Below are 15,562 nucleotides of genomic sequence, written 5' to 3'. Positions count from 1 at the left end.
CCGGCCCCGCGCCCAGGTCAGTACAGGCCTTGCTGGCGCATGGCGTCGGCAACCTTGACGAAGCCAGCGATGTTGGCGCCGTCCAGGTAGTTGACGTATTCGCGTTCGCTATGGCCGTGGCGCACGCAGTTCTCGTGGATGTCGCGCATGATGGCGTGCAGGCGCGCGTCCACCTCTTCGCGCGTCCATGCCAGGCGCGCGGAGTTCTGCGCCATTTCCAGGCCCGACACCGCGACGCCGCCCGCATTGGTGGCCTTGCCCGGCGCGTACAGCACGCGCGCGGCGATGAAGGCCTTGGCGGCATCCAGCGTGGCCGGCATGTTGGCGCCTTCCGCCACGCACAGCACGCCATTCTTGATCAGCGTTTGCGCATCGGCCAGTTCCAGCTCGTTCTGGGTGGCGCAGGGCAGCGCCACGTCGACGGGGACGTGCCACGGGCGCTTGCCGGCTTCGTATTTCAGCCCGAATTGCTGGGCATAGGTGTCCAGGCGGCCGCGCAGGTCGTTCTTGATGTGCATCAGCGCGACCAGCTTTTCGTGCGTGAAACCGGCGTCATCGACCACGGTGCCGTTCGAATCCGACACGGTCACGACCTTGGCGCCCAGCGACATGGCTTTTTCGATGGCGTATTGCGCCACGTTGCCCGAGCCCGAGACCGACACGCGCAGGCCGTCGAACGACTTGCCGACGCGCTTGAGCATTTCCTCGGCGAAGTACACGGTGCCGTAGCCGGTGGCTTCCGGGCGGATCAGGCTGCCGCCAAAGGTCAGGCCCTTACCGGTGAAGACGCTGGCGGTCGAGTTCGACAGCTTTTTCATCATGCCGGCCATGAAGCCGACTTCGCGAGCGCCCACGCCGATATCGCCGGCCGGCACGTCGGTGTCCGGGCCCAGGTGGCGATACAGCTCGATCATCAGCGCCTGGCAGAAACGCATGACTTCGGCGTCGGACTTGCCCTTGGGGTCGAAGTCCGAGCCGCCCTTGCCGCCGCCCATGGGCAGCGTGGTCAGCGAATTTTTCAGCGTTTGCTCAAACGCCAGGAACTTCAGGATGGACAGGTTCACCGACGGGTGAAAGCGCATGCCGCCCTTGAAGGGGCCGATGGCCGAGCTGTGCTGGATGCGGAAAGCGCGGTTAACCTGCGCCTGGCCACGGTCATCGGTCCAGCACACGCGGAACTGGATCACGCGTTCCGGCTCGACCAGGCGCTCAAGCAGGGCGTGCTCGGCGTAGTGAGGGTGCTTTTCGATGAAAGGCCACAGGCTCAGCATCACCTCTTGGACGGCTTGCATGAACTCGGGCTGCTGCGGGTCGCGCGCGGCGACGCCACGCAGGAAGTCGTCCAGACTCTGCACTTTCAACTTGATCTCCTCGGGGGTGCTACGAATGGGTGCGTCTTGCGCCATTGTGGGGCGCGGTTTGCTTGTTCTGGTGCATCGACTGCACCGTCATGGTGCGCAAGTGTATGGGAAATTTGTTGCCCTGCGCAAAGGGCCGGTGCTGCGGTAGAGCGTTGAAAAGAAAGCGCTTTTTTCTGTGTATAAACAGGGACGCATAGGCGGGCGATATCGCGTTTTCGCGGCGAAATACGCGTTAAGGATCGCCCAAGTGTTGATTTCGTAGGGGATTTATATATGTCCCCGTTTTATATCGTGGTGTTGGCCGGGGCAGAAACATCGCCAAGCCCTGCAAACAAAGGGGTTTGGGGCGCGGCGGTGGGATACCGACCGCCGTCCGGTGGGACTATGCGTCCCTAATTAATTTTTTCGTAAGGGACGCCGAAAGACCGCGGGTAGGGTCAAGCCGGCAGGGCGGGCACGCTTGGCGCGGCCCGCCCCAACGGATTACAGCGTGGCGTCGTAATCGATCGTCAGCGGTGCGTGGTCCGAGAAACGCTCGTCCTTGTAGATCGCAACGTTGCGCGCGCGGGCGGCAATGCCCGGGGTGGCGATCTGATAGTCGATGCGCCACCCGACGTTCTTGGCCCAGGCCTGGCCGCGGTTGCTCCACCAGGTGTACTGGTCGGGCCGGTCGTCGATGGTGCGGAACACGTCCACGAAACCGCGCTTGTCGAACACGTCGGTCAGCCAGGCGCGCTCTTCGGGCAAGAAGCCCGAGTTCTTCATATTGCCCTTCCAGTTCTTCAGGTCGATTTCCTTGTGCGCGATGTTCCAGTCGCCACAGATGACGAACTCGCGGCCCGTGGTCTTGTGTTCGTGCATCAGGGCATCGATCCAGGGGCCGAAGCGATCCAGGAACCGGTATTTGGCCTGCTGGCGTTCGTCGCCGCTGGAGCCCGAGGGCAGGTAGGCGCTGATGACGGACAGGTTCTTCCAGTCGGCGCGGATGATGCGGCCTTCGGGGTCGAATTCCTCGCAGCCCAGGCCGATGTTTACGCGTTCGGCGGCATCGCGCAGGTAGATGCCCACGCCGCTGTAGCCTTTCTTGGCGGCATGGTGGAAGTGGCCGGTGTAGCCGGGCGGGTGACGCAGATCTTCAGTCAGGTCCGCGTCGGCGATCTTGATTTCCTGAAGGCAAAGCACGTCAGCGGCGTGCTTTTCCATCCACGGTTGCAGGCCCTTGCGAAAGGCGGACCGGATGCCGTTGAGATTGATCGACGTGATGCGAAGCAAAGCAAAACTCCTGTAGAGCGGCCGCCAGGGGCCGGAACAATGCCAGGAATTTAACCGACTGGGCGGCAGGGGCAGGGAATAGCCCCGACAACGGATAAAATGCCGGGGTTTGCCATCCACCGGACTCACTCGCATGCCCGCCGCCGCTTCCTCCTCCCCGTCTCGCCCCACTTCCCTGGAATTTGTTCGCTTCGCGCTCGACGAAGGCGTGCTGCGCTTTGGCAGCTTCAAGGTCAAGTCGGGCCGGATCAGCCCCTATTTCTTCAACGCCGGCCTGTTCAACAGTGGCCGCGCGGTGGGCAAGCTGGCGCAATTCTATGCGCAGGCGCTGCTGGATTCCGGCGTGCAGTTCGACATGCTGTTCGGCCCCGCGTACAAGGGCATTCCGTTGGCCACCGCAACGGCGGTGGCGCTGGCGGGCCACCCGGCGATGGACGGGCGTAACGACGTACCGTTCGCCTACAACCGCAAGGAAGCCAAGGACCACGGCGAAGGCGGCACGCTGGTCGGCGCGCCGCTTCAGGGCAAGGTCGTCATCATTGACGATGTGATCACGGCCGGCACTTCGGTGCGCGAATCGGTGGAGATCATCCGCAACGCGGGCGCCGAGCCGGCCGCCGTGCTGATTGCCATGGACCGCATGGAACGCGCGGGCCCCGACGACGCGCTGTCCCCGCATTCCGCCGTGCAGGACGTGGCCAAGACCTACGGCATTCCGGTGGTGGCGATTGCATCGCTGTCCGACATCATGGCCTTGCTGCAAGACGATGCCGCCTTCGCGGAAAACCGCGATGCCGTGCAGGCATATCGCACGAAGTACGGGGTGAAGTAACGCTGCTGGGATGGATGGCCGGCCGCGGCAATGCGCCGCGGCCTTTGGTAGGACTGATCCCCGTATGGGCTATCAGATCAGCCGCCCAGCTTTTCCTTGAGCAGGTCGTTCACTTGCTGCGGGTTGGCCTTGCCGCGCGCGGCCTTCATGATCTGGCCCACCAGCGAGTTGAACGCCTTTTGCTTGCCCGCCCGGTACTCTTCCACGATGGCCGGGTTGGCGGCCAGCACCTCGTCGATCATGGCGCCGATGGCGCCCGTGTCGCTGATCTGCTTCAGGCCGCGCGCGTCGATGATGGCATCCGCGTCGCCGCCGTTCTCGCCGGCCCACATGGCGCCGAAGACTTCGCGGGCGATCTTGTTGGAGATCGTGCCGTCGATGATGCGGCTGATCAACGCCGCCAGCGCGGGCGCTTGCACCGGCGATTCGGCGATGGTCTTTTCGTCCTTGTTCAAGGCGGCGGACACTTCACCCATGACCCAGTTCGCGGCCAGCTTGGCCTGGCCGGCCGGCAGGGCGTTGGCCACTGCCTGGAAGTAGGCGGCCAGATCGCGGCTGACGGTCAGTTGGGCGGCGTCGTAGGCGGGCAGGCCGTATTCCGATTCGAAGCGGGCGCGCTGGGCTGCCGGCAGTTCGGGCATGGCGGCGCGCACCTCGTCGACCCAGGCGCTGGAGATCACCAGCGTGGGCAGGTCGGGGTCGGGGAAGTAGCGGTAGTCGTGCGCATCTTCTTTGCTGCGCATGCTGCGCGTTTCGTCGCGGTCGGCGTCGTACAGGCGCGTTTCCTGCACCACCGTGCCACCGTCCTCGATCAGTTCGATCTGGCGGCGCGCTTCGTAGACGATGGCGCGTTCCAGGAAGCGGAACGAGTTGACGTTCTTGATCTCGGTGCGGGTGCCGAATTCCTTTTGGCCGACGGGGCGCACGGACACGTTGGCGTCGCAGCGGAACGAGCCTTCCTGCATGTTGCCGTCGCAAATGCCCAGCCACACAACCAGGCTGTGCAGCGCGCGCGCGTAGGCCACGGCCTCGGCCGCCGAGCGCATTTCGGGCTCGGTCACGATTTCCAGCAGCGGGGTGCCGGCACGGTTCAGGTCGATGCCGCTGGCGGGCGACCCATTGGCCAGCGTGAAGTCGTCGTGCAGCGATTTGCCGGCGTCTTCTTCCAGGTGGGCACGCGTCAGGTTGATGGTTTTTTCTTCTTCGCCGACGAAGAACGACAGCGAGCCACCCACCACGACAGGCAGTTCGTACTGGCTGATCTGATAGCCCTTGGGCAAGTCGGGGTAGAAGTAGTTCTTGCGCGCAAAGACCGAGCGCGGCGCGATGGTCGCGCCCACCGCCAGGCCGAAGCGGATGGCGCGTTCAGCCGCGCCCCGGTTCATGACCGGCAGGCTGCCCGGCAACGCCAGGTCGACCTCGTTGGCATGCGTGTTGGGCGCCGCGCCGAATTGCGTGCTGCTGCCCGAAAAAATCTTGGAGTCGGTGGAAAGCTGGGTGTGCGTTTCCAGGCCGATGACGATTTCCCAGTTCATTATCTGTAGTTCCAATCAATAGAGCCGCGGCTGCGATGCCAGCGGCGCCGGGCCGCCCGAAACGCCGGCGGTCCCCGGGGGGGAGCGCGAACGTTGGGGGCGTGTGGGCATCATCACAGCGGGGACCGCTTGTGCCAGTCCGTCACTTGTTGGTAGCGGTCGGCGATGGCCAGCAGCCTGCCTTCGTCGAAGTAATTGCCGATGATCTGCAAGCCGACGGGCCGCTTGCCGTTGTCGCCGCCAAAGCCGCACGGGATCGACATGGCGGGCAAGCCGGCCAGGCTCACGCCCAGCGTGTAGACGTCGGCCAGCCAGTCGGCGGTGGGGTCGTCGCGGTTGTCGCCGATGTTCTTGGCGACCGACGGCGTGACGGGGCCCATGATGACGTCGCACTGGCCGGCGTAGGCGCGCTGGAAATCCTGCGCGATCAGGCGGCGCAGGCGTTGCGCTTGCAGGTAGTAGGCGTCGTAGTAACCGTGGGACAGCACATACGTGCCGATCAGGATGCGGCGCTTGACCTCGTCGCCGAAGCCTTCGGCGCGCGAGCGGCTGATCATCTCGTTCAGGTCGCCGTACTGCTCGGTGCGGTGGCCGTAACGCACGCCGTCGTAGCGCGCCAGGTTGCTGGACGCTTCCGCCGGGGCGATGACGTAGTAGGCGGGGATGGCCAGTTCCGTGCGCGGCAGCGACACGGGCACGCGCACGGCGCCCAGCGCTTCGAACTGCGCCAGCGCGGCTTCCACCGCGGCGGCCACGTCGGCCGCAAGGCCCGCACCGAAATACTCTTCGGGCACGCCAATGCGCAAGCCCTTCAGGGGCTGGCTGCCGGCGCCGTCGAACGCGGCTTGCGCGGCGTCGAAGTCGCGGCGCACGCGGCCGGGTTCATTGACGGCGCCATCGCATTTTTCCAGGCTGGTGGCATCGCGCGGATCGAAGCCGCTGATGACGTCCAGCAGCTCAAGCAGGTCGCGGCTGCTTTGCGCCAGCGGGCCGGCCTGATCCAGGCTGGAGCCGAACGCCACCATGCCATAGCGCGACACGGTGCCATACGTGGGCTTGATGCCGCTGACGCCGCACAGCGCGGCGGGCTGGCGCACCGAACCGCCGGTGTCGGTGCCGGTGGTGGCCGCCACCAGTCGGGCGGCGACCGCGGCGGCCGAACCGCCGGACGAACCGCCCGGCACGGCCGCGTGGTCCCAGGGATTTTTCACCACGCCGTAGGCCGAGTTCTCGTTGCCGGAACCCATGGCGAATTCGTCGCAGTTGAGCTTGCCGATGGACACGGCGCCCGCCGTACCCAGGCGTTCGACCACGGTGGCGTCGAACGGGCTGACGTAGCCGTCCAGCATCTTGCTGCCGGCGGTGGTGCGCCAGCCACGGGTCACGAACGCGTCTTTGTGGGCGATGGGCACGCCGGCCAAGGGGCCGGCCGACCCCGCGGCCAATGCGGCGTCGGCGGCGCGCGCCTGGGCCAGCGTCAATTCAGCGTCAATATGTAAAAAGCAATTCAGGCCGCTGGCCGCATCGGCGGCCGCCAAGGCGCTTTGCGCCAGTTCGACGGCGCTGACCTGGCGTTGGGCGAGGGCCGCGCGCAAGGCGGCGATCCCCTCGAATTGGGTATGCAAGGCGGGTTTTGTCATGGCTTAATCGAGGACTTTGGGGACCAGGAACAAGCCTTCCTGGGCGTCGGGGGCGTTGGCCAGCAGCGCCTCGCGGCGTGTTTCCGAGCTGGCCTCGGTCACGGCGTCTTCACGCAGGCGCAGCACGATGTCCTCATGGGCGGACAGGGGGTGGGCCAGCGGTTCGACGCCTTGGGTGTCGACGGACTGAAGCCGTTCGATCAAGTGGAGAATGCCGTTGAGTTCGGCCTGCGCAAGGGTGCGCTGGTCGGGGGTCAGTTCGATTCTGGCCAGCCGGGCAATGCGGGCCACATCTGTGTCATTGAGCGCCATAGGGATTGCAAAATCGATAAGCGAAGGCCGAAGGGCGGGACCGGACAGTATGTATGCGCCGATCCCGTTACAAAGCTTGAATAGCCTGCATTTATGCGCTATTTCCGGTGAAATTATAAGTTATGATTCACGGTTTAATCGCCGTGATGACAGGCGGACCCGACCTTTTTCGGGCCAAACGCCCCATGGCATGAACCCAATTCCCCCCAGAATTTAGCTGAGCTCCCATGTTCGGATTCCTGCGCAGTTATTTTTCCAGCGATATGGCGATTGACCTCGGTACCGCCAATACGCTGATTTACGTCCGCGGCAAGGGCATCGTGCTCGATGAGCCCTCCGTGGTCGCAATCCGTCATGAAGGCGGGCCTCACGGCAAAAAGATCATCCAGGCCGTCGGCCACGAAGCCAAGCAGATGCTCGGCCGAGTTCCCGGCAATATTGAGGCCATCCGGCCCATGAAGGACGGCGTTATCGCCGACTTCACGGTCACCGAACAGATGCTCAAACAGTTTATTCGCATGGTGCACCCCCGCAACATGCTGGCTCCCAGCCCGCGGATCATCGTCTGCGTGCCTTGCGGGTCCACCCAAGTCGAACGTCGCGCCATCCGTGAATCGGCGTTGGGCGCGGGCGCCTCGCACGTCTTCCTGATCGAAGAACCCATGGCCGCGGCCATCGGCGCCGGCCTGGCCGTGTCCGACGCCAGCGGCTCCATGGTCGTCGACATCGGCGGCGGCACCACCGAGGTGGCAGTCATCTCGCTGGGCGGCATGGTCTACAAGGGTTCGGTGCGCGTGGGCGGCGACAAGTTCGACGAAGCCATCGTCAACTACATCCGCCGCAACTACGGCATGCTGATCGGCGAACCCACCGCTGAACTGATCAAGAAGGAAATCGGCTCGGCATTCCCGGGTTCCGAAGTCCGCGAAATCGAAGTCAAGGGCCGCAATCTGGCCGAAGGTGTGCCGCGCAGCTTCACGGTCTCGTCCAACGAGATCCTGGAATCGCTGACCGACCCGCTGAACCAGATCGTGTCCGCGGTGAAAATCGCGCTTGAGCAGACCCCGCCGGAACTGGGCGCCGACATCACCGACAAGGGCATCGCCCTGACCGGTGGCGGCGCGCTGCTGCGCGACCTGGATCGCCTGCTCCAGGAAGAAACCGGCTTGCCCGTCGTGGTGGCCGATGATCCCCTGACCTGCGTCGTGCGCGGTTGCGGCGAAGCGCTGGAACACCTTGAGAAACTGGGCGCCATCTTCATCAACGATTAATACCGCCCGCCAGCCCGGAGCCCCGCTTTTTTTCGGCTCCGGCCGCTGCGGGGGCTTCGGACGCGGGCGCCCGGGCTGAGATTCATGCAACGACAAGGGACCCCCCCTTTATTCAGGCGCGGCCCACCCGCGGAGGTGCGGCTGGTCGTTCTGGTCGTCCTGGCGTTGGCCCTGATCATCATCGATTCGCAATGGCGCATGCTTGAACCGGCGCGCCGTACGATCGCCGTGGCGCTATACCCCTTCCAGCGCGCCGTCATGGCGCCGCGTGACCTGGTGCAACAGGTCAACGAATGGGTCAACGCGGCCAACCTTATTCGCAGTGAAAACGAAGCCTTGCAGCGCCAGCGCATCGAGCTGGCCCAGGTGGCGTCGCACGCCGCCCAGTTGGCGGCCGAAAACGCCCAGCTGCGCCGCCTGCTTGGCGTGACCGATACCGTGGCGCAATCGGCCGTGGTGGTCGAAGTCATGTACGAACCCACCAATGCCTTCACGCAGCGGCTGGTGTTCAACAAGGGCAGCAAGGCCGGCCTGGCGCCGGGCATGCCGGTGATCGACGAAGGCGGCGTGGTCGGCCAGATCGTGCGCGTGACGCCGATGACGGCCGAGGCCGCGTTGGTCACCGACGAGCAGGTGTCGATCCCCGTGCAACTGCTGCGCAACGGCTTGCGGCTGATTGCATTCGGCGGCAATTCTCCCGGCAAGATGGAAGTTCGTTACCTTGCCGCCAATGCCGACATCAAGGAAGGCGATACTATCGTCACCAGCGGCGTGGGCGGCCTGTTCCCCGCCGGACTACCCGTGGCCAAAGTGACCTCGGTCGAACGCGACACCGCCTCCGGTTTCGCTCGCGCCGTGTGTGAACCGCTGGCCCATCCCGAACGCTATCGCCACTTCCTGGTCTTGCAGGTGGATGTGGCGCGCGCCGAGTCCAACCGTCAGGAGGTCGATTCCGGTGGATCGGACTAATTCTTCGCAACCCAGGCGCCGCCTGGGTACGCCCAGTAATGTGCACCCCGACCGGCTGTCCGGTCCCGCGCACGGTGTGTTTGTGTGGGGCACGGTGCTGCTGGTGTGGCTGGTGTCGTTGCTGCCCTGGCGCCTGTGGCAGGGCGCGCCGGACGTGCTGCTGCTGATCATCGCCTTCTGGTGCGTGCATGAGCCGCGCCGCGTCGGCCTGTTCACGGCGTTTTTCTTCGGCTTGCTGATGGATGTGCACGACGCCGGCATGCTGGGCGAACACGCGTTGTCCTACACCCTGGTCGCCTATGGCGCCGTGGTGCTGCATCGTCGCCTGCAACGGTTCGACCTTTGGAGCCAGGCGATGCACATGCTGCCTGTGTTCTTCGTGGCGCGTTTCCTGACGCAGATCATCCATGCCTGGGTCGCGGGCAAGTGGCCGGGTTGGGATTGGTGCATCAGCGTGGCCATCACGGCCGCCCTGTGGCCGTTGGCGGGTTGGGTTTTGCACCTGCCGCAGCGCGGTGCCGACGACGCCGAATCTTCCTCCGCCTGATGGCGGCGTCGCGTCATGTTTGAATTCAAGAAAACCGGCCAGCAGCAAAAGCAGCGCTTCCGCCTGCGCGCATGGGTGGGCGGCGTGTTTGCGCTGCTGTGCTTTGGCGTGCTGGTGGGCCGGTTCTGGTATTTGCAGGTGGATCGCTACGAAGGTCTGTCCGAACGCGCCGATCGCAACCGTATCGCCGTGGTGCCGATTCCGCCGCGGCGCGGCGAGATCCTGGACCGCAACGGCGAAGTGCTGGCGCGCAACTACCGCACCTACACGCTGGAAGTCGTGCCGGCCCACGCGGGCAACATGAACGAATTGTTCGAACGGCTGACCGAAGTGGTCTACATCAGCCCGACCGACCAGCGCCGCTTCAAGCGCCGCGCCGCCGAGTCCAGCCGCTACGCCAGCCTGCAACTGCGCAACAACCTGAACGAAACGGAAGCCGCGTGGTTCGCCGCGCACGCCTTCCAGTTTCCGGGCGTCGAGTTGCGCGCGCGCTGGGTGCGCGAATATCCGCAAGGCGTGTCGGCCGCGCACGTGGTGGGCTACATCGGCCGCATTGCCGAAGGCGACAACGAAGAGCTGGAACGCGCCGGGCAACTGGGCAACTATCGCGGCACCGATGTCATCGGCAAGAAGGGCATCGAGAAAACCTGGGAAGAGCAGCTGCATGGCCGCACCGGGCTTGAAGAAGTCGAAGTGACGGCGGGCGGGCGGCCCATGCGCACGCTGCGGCGCATCGACCCGGTGCCGGGGTCCGACATCATGCTGTCCATCGACCTTGGCCTGCAAAAGGTGGCCGAGGAAGCGTTTGAAGGGCAGCGCGGCGCGCTGGTGGCCATCGACCCCGACACGGGCGAAGTGCTGGCGTTTGTGTCGCAGCCCTCGTTTGACCCGAACCTGTTCGTGGACGGCATCGACGTCGACAACTGGCGCATGCTGAACGAATCGCCCGACCACCCGCTGATCAACCGCCCGCTTTACGGCACCTACCCCATCGGGTCGACCTACAAGCCCTTCGTGGCCCTGGCCGCACTGGAACTGGGCAAGCGCCGCGCCACGGACCGCATCTCGGACCCTGGCTACTACGAATTCGGCGGACAGAAATTCCGCAACGCGGGGGGCGCGGCCTACGGCATGACCGACATGCACAAGGCCATCGTGGTGTCGTCCGACACGTATTTCTATTCGCTGGGCCCCGAGATCGGCGTGAACGCGCTGCACGACTTCACCAAGCAGTTCGGCTTTGGCCAGATCACCGGCATCGACCTGGAAGGCGAAAAACGCGGCGTGCTGCCGTCCACCGACTGGAAGCGCGCGGCCTACAAAGACAAGGACCGCCAGCGCTGGTACGCGGGCGAAACCATTTCGGTTGCCGTGGGCCAGGGCTACAACGCGTTCACCTTGCTGCAACTGGCGCAGGGTACGTCCACGTTGGCCAACAACGGGTTGTTCCGTCGCCCGCACCTGGTGCACGCCGTGCGCGACCCGCGCAGCGGTGTGGCCAAACCCACCGAGTCCACGCCCGACTACCGCATTCCGCTCAAGCAGGCCAATGTGGATGTCATCAAGAATGCCATGGCGGACGTGGTGCGGGCGGGCACCGCGCGCCGCGCGTTTGCCAATGCGCCGTACCAAGCGGCCGGCAAGACGGGCACCGCGCAGGTGTTCAGCCTGCGTGGCGGCCATTACCGCGCCAGTGCCATCGACGAACGCCTGCGCGATCACGCGCTGTTCATGGGCTTCGCTCCACTGGAACACCCGCGCATCGCCCTGTCGCTGATCGTCGAGAACGCCGGCTGGGGCGCCAGCGTGGCCGCGCCGGTCGCGCGCAAGGTGTTCGATTATTGGCTGGCCAAGGACCGCCAGGACAAGATCGTGCGCCCGGAACGCGCCGACCCCCTGGCCTCGGTCGAAACCATTACCTCTGACGTGGTGCGCCAACAATGAAGCGCCTGGGCCTTATCCTGCTACGCGTCTTCACGGCGTTCGACTGGCCGCTGCTGGCCATCCTGATGATGTTCGCGGCGCTGGGCCTGACCGTCATGCATTCCGCCGTGGGCGGCACGGACTGGCGGTTCGCCGAACAGTCCCGCAACTTCATCATTGCGTTCTTCGCCATGTGGATCATGGCGCTGATTCCGCCCAAGTGGCTGATGAAGCTGGCGCTGCCCTTCTACGTCGTGGGCGTGGTGCTGCTGCTGGGCGTGGAGTTCTTTGGTGAAACCAGCAAGGGCGCGACCCGCTGGCTGAACCTGGGCGTGACCCGCATCCAGCCGTCCGAGATGATGAAGATTGCGGTGCCCATGATGCTGGCCTGGTATTTCCAGCGCCATGAAGGCGCCGTGCGCATCCGCGACTTCCTGGCCGCCGCCGCGATGCTGGCCGCGCCGTTTGCGTTGATCGTGCTGCAACCCGACCTGGGCACGGCACTGCTGGTGTTTGGCGCCGGTTTCTTCGTGATCTATTTCGCGGGGCTGTCGTTCAAGCTGCTGGTGCCGGTGATGCTGGCCGGCATCATCGCCATTGGCACGCTGGTGTATTACGAAGACCAGTTGTGCGAGCCGGACGTAAGCTGGGTGGTGCTGCACGATTATCAAAAGCACCGCGTGTGCACGCTGCTCAACCCCAGCTCGGACCCCTTGGGCAAGGGCTTTCACACCATCCAGTCCATGATCGCGGTGGGCTCGGGCGGCGTGTATGGCAAGGGCTACATGAAGGGCACGCAGACCCACCTGGACTTCATCCCCGAGCGCACCACCGACTTCATCTTCGCCGTCTACGCTGAGGAATTCGGCCTGTACGGCGGCATCGCCATCCTGGTGCTGTACGGCCTGATGATGGCGCGCGGGCTTACCATCGCGTCCCGCGCGGCCTCGCAGTTCGGGCGGCTGCTGTCAGGCGCGCTGACGATGATGTTGTTTATCTATGTGTTCGTGAACGTCGGAATGGTCACGGGCATCTTGCCCGTGGTGGGTGTGCCCCTGCCGTTCATGAGTTACGGCGGGACGGCGTTGTTCACCATGGGCATCGCTTTCGGCATCATGATGAGCATCAGCCGCCACCGCTCCGTAAAAGCCTGACGCCCCGATAGCGGGGCGTCAGAGGCGCGGTCGAGCTTGCGGCAATGCGCCTGTCCCGCTCAGCCAGGCAATGCGTCCGGCACACCCAGTTCAATGGCCAGCGTCGTCAGCCCGTCCCAGATGCGGCTGTCGAACTCGATTGAATCCGCATTGACGGCGCGGTTGCGGGCTTCGTACTCGCCCGGATACTGCACGCTTTCCACGCCGGGTTGCGGCTTGCAGGCGTGCAGGTAGTCGATGAACGCGCCGACTTCCATCGACCGCCAATCCGTATTGAAATCCACCTGCGGGTCCAGCAGTAGCGCAAACATATTGTTCGTCGCCACGCCAATGCGCGGGTGCTGCGGCTGGATCGTGCCGCCGCCGGACAACACGCCCGCCAGCAACTCGGCCACCAGGCCCAGCGCATAACCCTTGTGGCCGCCAAAGGGCAGCAGGGCGCCCGGCGGGTCGGCGAACAGCGCATTGGGGTCCGTCGTGGGGTTGCCCTGGGCATCGATCAACGACCCCGGCGGGGCCTTTTCGCCCTTGGCCGCCAGCACGCGCGCCCGGTTCACGGCGATTGAACTGGTCGCCATGTCCACGATGAACGGCGGCCGGCCACCGGGTAGCGGGCCGGCAAAGCACAGCGGATTGGTCGTCAGGCACGCCTGCGCGCCGCCGAACGGCGCCACGGTGGGCGAACGGTTGATCACGTTGGTGAAGGCCAGCAGGATCAAGCCCTTGGCCGCAACCATTTCCCCAAAGTGGCCCATGCGGCCCAGGTGGTGGCTGTGGCGCAGCGTCACGATGCACTGCCCGTGTTCCTGCGTGCGTTCGATGGCCTTTTCGATGACCGCCTTGCCCACGTACTGGCCCAGGCCGTGGTGGCCGTCGTAGGCCAGCATGGCGCCACGGTCATTGACCAGTTCAGGCCGGCCGTCGGCCTGCGCCAGCCCTTCGGACAGGACGCGGCGGTAGTTCGTCAGGATGGACAGGCCGTGGCTGGTGTAGCCGACGCGGTCGGACTCCACCAGGTGTTCGGCCACGTCGCGCGCGATATCTTCCGGCACGCCTTGCGCCATCAGTACGCGGCGGCCGTATTCGTTGGCTTGGGCTAAAGAGAGTTTCATGATGCGTTCTCCTTACAGCCAGCCAAGCCAGCGCCAGTAGGTCATGCCCATCAGCAGCATCAGCAGGTAGCCCACGATGGTGACGATGATGCCGACTTTCGCGAACTGCTTGGCGTTGAAGGTTTCCGTGCCCAGGCACACCATGTTTTGCGGCGCGTTGATCGGCAGGATGAAGCCATAGCTGACGACAAAGCCCAGCAGCATGGTCATGCCCAGCCGGCTGAACTCGCCGGGCAGCGTGGCCAGCACCGAGATCAGGATGGGCAGCATGGCCGACGTCAGCGCGGTGGCGCTGGCAAAGCCCAGGTGGATGACGATCAGGAACGCGGCCAGCACGGCGAAGATGGCCAGCGGACCCAGGTGATCCAGCCCCGTGTGCGCCACGACCTGGTTGCCCAGCCATTGGCCGGCTTGCGTCGTCAACAGGGCGGTGCCCAGGCTGATGCCCACGCCGAACACAATCACGGTGCCCCATGGGATACGCGACTGCACGTCCTTCCATGTCATCACGCCAAAGCGCGGCAGCATCAAGAGAACCAGGCCGAAGTAGGTGGTCGACGTGGTGTCGAACTTGTGCAGCTTGCCTTCGGTCGACCAGAACAGCAGCAGCATGATCGACACGGCCATCAGGCGCTTTTGCGCGCCGGTCATCGGGCCCAGTTCAATCAGCGACTTTTCGACGGCTTCCTTGCCCCCGGCGATGCTGTCGCTTTCCGGCGGCAGCAGCTTGAGCACCACCACGATCAGCACGGCCGACATGATCAGCGACCACGGTGCGCCCGCGATCAGCCAGTCCGACCACGCCACGCGTTCGCCCAGCATCTTTTCCATGAAGCCGACCGTCAGCAGGTTTTGCGCGGCGGCGGTCTGGATGCCCACGTTCCAGATGCTGGTGGCCTGCGCCACGATGATCATGATGCCGGCGGCGATGTTGGACCGCTTGTCCACGCCGAACGCGGCGATGACGCCCATCATGATCGGCACCACGGCGGCGCTGCGCGCGGTGGCGCTGGGCACCACCAGGCTCAGCACGATCGTCACGGCGATACATCCGATCAGGATGCGGCGCGTGCTGGTGCCCACTCTCGACAGCGTGACCAGCGCAATGCGCCGGTCCAGCCCGGTGAAGGTCATGGCGGCAGCAATGAACAGGGCGCCGGTCACCAGCGCCAGCGCCGAGTTAGCGAAGCCCGTCAGCGCCATGCTGATGGCGGCCGAGGTGCCGTACAGCACGTTCGGGTCTTTGATTGTCGGAGCCGTGCCCAACAGGAAAGCCATCAGCGTCGTGATCATGATCGCGCTGGCTTCGTAAGACACGGCTTCGGTAATCCAGACCACCACGGCGAATGCCAGGATTGCCAGCATGCGGTGTCCCGCGACCGGCAGGTCGGCGGGCAGGGGCATCAGCAATACCCCGATCATCACCACGAAACCGGCGATTAGTCCGATGGGAATTTTTGCTTTTTGGGGTGCCTGTGAGGCAGGGACGGCGGCTGGCGCGGTCATATCCATCTCCGGTTGAGGTCAAACCGTCGACACACTCCCCGCGAGCACGGGTTTGTTCAATTCGATGTGTCGACGCTACAGGACGATCGTGACGGCATTGAGGAAAACCCGCATTGATATGGATCAAG

The 15,562-nt window shown here is 64.8% G+C and carries 13 protein-coding genes; 6 read left to right on the top strand and 7 right to left on the bottom strand.

Annotated features, from left to right (window positions below; translation table 11 throughout):
• Positions 1-17: 17 nt before the first annotated feature.
• Entirely contained in the window at positions 18-1,361 is a 1,344-nt protein-coding gene (gene gdhA / locus KYT87_RS28235; protein WP_205571594.1) for an NADP-specific glutamate dehydrogenase, read from the bottom strand.
• A gap of 483 nt (positions 1,362-1,844) precedes the next feature.
• Positions 1,845-2,633 carry an exodeoxyribonuclease III gene (locus KYT87_RS28230; RefSeq protein ID WP_219991364.1) on the bottom strand — a complete coding sequence of 263 codons (789 nt, stop codon included), beginning with the start codon at positions 2,631-2,633 and terminating at the stop codon, positions 1,845-1,847.
• A gap of 133 nt (positions 2,634-2,766) precedes the next feature.
• On the opposite strand from KYT87_RS28230, the gene pyrE reads away from it, so the two are divergent.
• A complete protein-coding gene (gene pyrE, locus KYT87_RS28225) occupies positions 2,767-3,465 on the top strand; it encodes an orotate phosphoribosyltransferase (RefSeq protein ID WP_104142618.1) in 699 nt (232 codons plus the stop codon).
• Positions 3,466-3,542: 77 nt separating this feature from the next.
• On the opposite strand, the gene gatB is transcribed toward pyrE, so the two are convergent.
• The 3 genes from gatB to gatC form a co-directional block, all read right to left on the bottom strand.
• Positions 3,543-5,000: an Asp-tRNA(Asn)/Glu-tRNA(Gln) amidotransferase subunit GatB gene (gene gatB / locus KYT87_RS28220; protein ID WP_046803058.1), complete on the bottom strand. Its 1,458-nt coding sequence runs from the start codon at positions 4,998-5,000 to the stop codon at positions 3,543-3,545.
• Between the two features lie 113 nt (positions 5,001-5,113).
• Complete coding sequence (gene gatA, locus KYT87_RS28215) at positions 5,114-6,640, bottom strand: Asp-tRNA(Asn)/Glu-tRNA(Gln) amidotransferase subunit GatA (protein ID WP_219991363.1); 1,527 nt, start codon at positions 6,638-6,640, stop codon at positions 5,114-5,116.
• A 3-nt stretch (positions 6,641-6,643) separates the two neighbouring features.
• Complete coding sequence (gatC, locus tag KYT87_RS28210; RefSeq protein ID WP_046803060.1) at positions 6,644-6,952, bottom strand: Asp-tRNA(Asn)/Glu-tRNA(Gln) amidotransferase subunit GatC; 309 nt, start codon at positions 6,950-6,952, stop codon at positions 6,644-6,646.
• Between the two features lie 227 nt (positions 6,953-7,179).
• Between gatC and KYT87_RS28205 the strand changes: the two genes are divergently transcribed.
• The 5 genes from KYT87_RS28205 (at position 7,180) to rodA (ending at position 12,816) form a co-directional block, all read left to right on the top strand.
• A complete protein-coding gene (locus KYT87_RS28205; protein WP_006216320.1) occupies positions 7,180-8,223 on the top strand; it encodes a rod shape-determining protein in 1,044 nt (347 codons plus the stop codon).
• Positions 8,224-8,307: 84 nt separating this feature from the next.
• On the top strand, positions 8,308-9,192 hold the full coding sequence (gene mreC / locus KYT87_RS28200; RefSeq protein ID WP_039882480.1) for a rod shape-determining protein MreC: 885 nt from the start codon (positions 8,308-8,310) through the stop codon (positions 9,190-9,192).
• Positions 9,179-9,739, top strand: coding sequence for a rod shape-determining protein MreD (gene mreD / locus KYT87_RS28195; protein ID WP_006216318.1), 561 nt, complete (start codon positions 9,179-9,181; stop codon positions 9,737-9,739). The genes mreC and mreD overlap by 14 nt, the downstream gene beginning before the upstream one ends.
• A 15-nt stretch (positions 9,740-9,754) precedes the next feature.
• Positions 9,755-11,683, top strand: coding sequence for a penicillin-binding protein 2 (gene mrdA / locus KYT87_RS28190; RefSeq protein WP_046803061.1), 1,929 nt, complete (start codon positions 9,755-9,757; stop codon positions 11,681-11,683).
• Positions 11,680-12,816 carry a rod shape-determining protein RodA gene (rodA, locus tag KYT87_RS28185; RefSeq protein ID WP_046803062.1) on the top strand — a complete coding sequence of 379 codons (1,137 nt, stop codon included), beginning with the start codon at positions 11,680-11,682 and terminating at the stop codon, positions 12,814-12,816. Before mrdA ends, rodA begins: the two co-directional genes overlap by 4 nt.
• A gap of 59 nt (positions 12,817-12,875) precedes the next feature.
• Here the strand turns inward: rodA and KYT87_RS28180 are convergent, their stop codons facing one another.
• Positions 12,876-13,928 (bottom strand): Ldh family oxidoreductase, encoded by a 1,053-nt coding sequence (locus KYT87_RS28180; protein ID WP_104142623.1) that lies wholly within the window; start codon positions 13,926-13,928, stop codon positions 12,876-12,878.
• Positions 13,929-13,940: 12 nt separating this feature from the next.
• Entirely contained in the window at positions 13,941-15,434 is a 1,494-nt protein-coding gene (locus KYT87_RS28175) for a DASS family sodium-coupled anion symporter (protein WP_046803064.1), read from the bottom strand.
• Positions 15,435-15,562: the final 128 nt, after the last annotated feature.

The organism is Achromobacter sp. ES-001, assembly GCF_019448355.1.
In the GTDB taxonomy this organism is placed as follows: Bacteria; Pseudomonadota; Gammaproteobacteria; order Burkholderiales; family Burkholderiaceae_B; genus Achromobacter; species Achromobacter spanius_B.
Note: the sequence above shows the minus strand (reverse complement) of the source record. Positions and strands in the feature narration are given on the sequence as shown.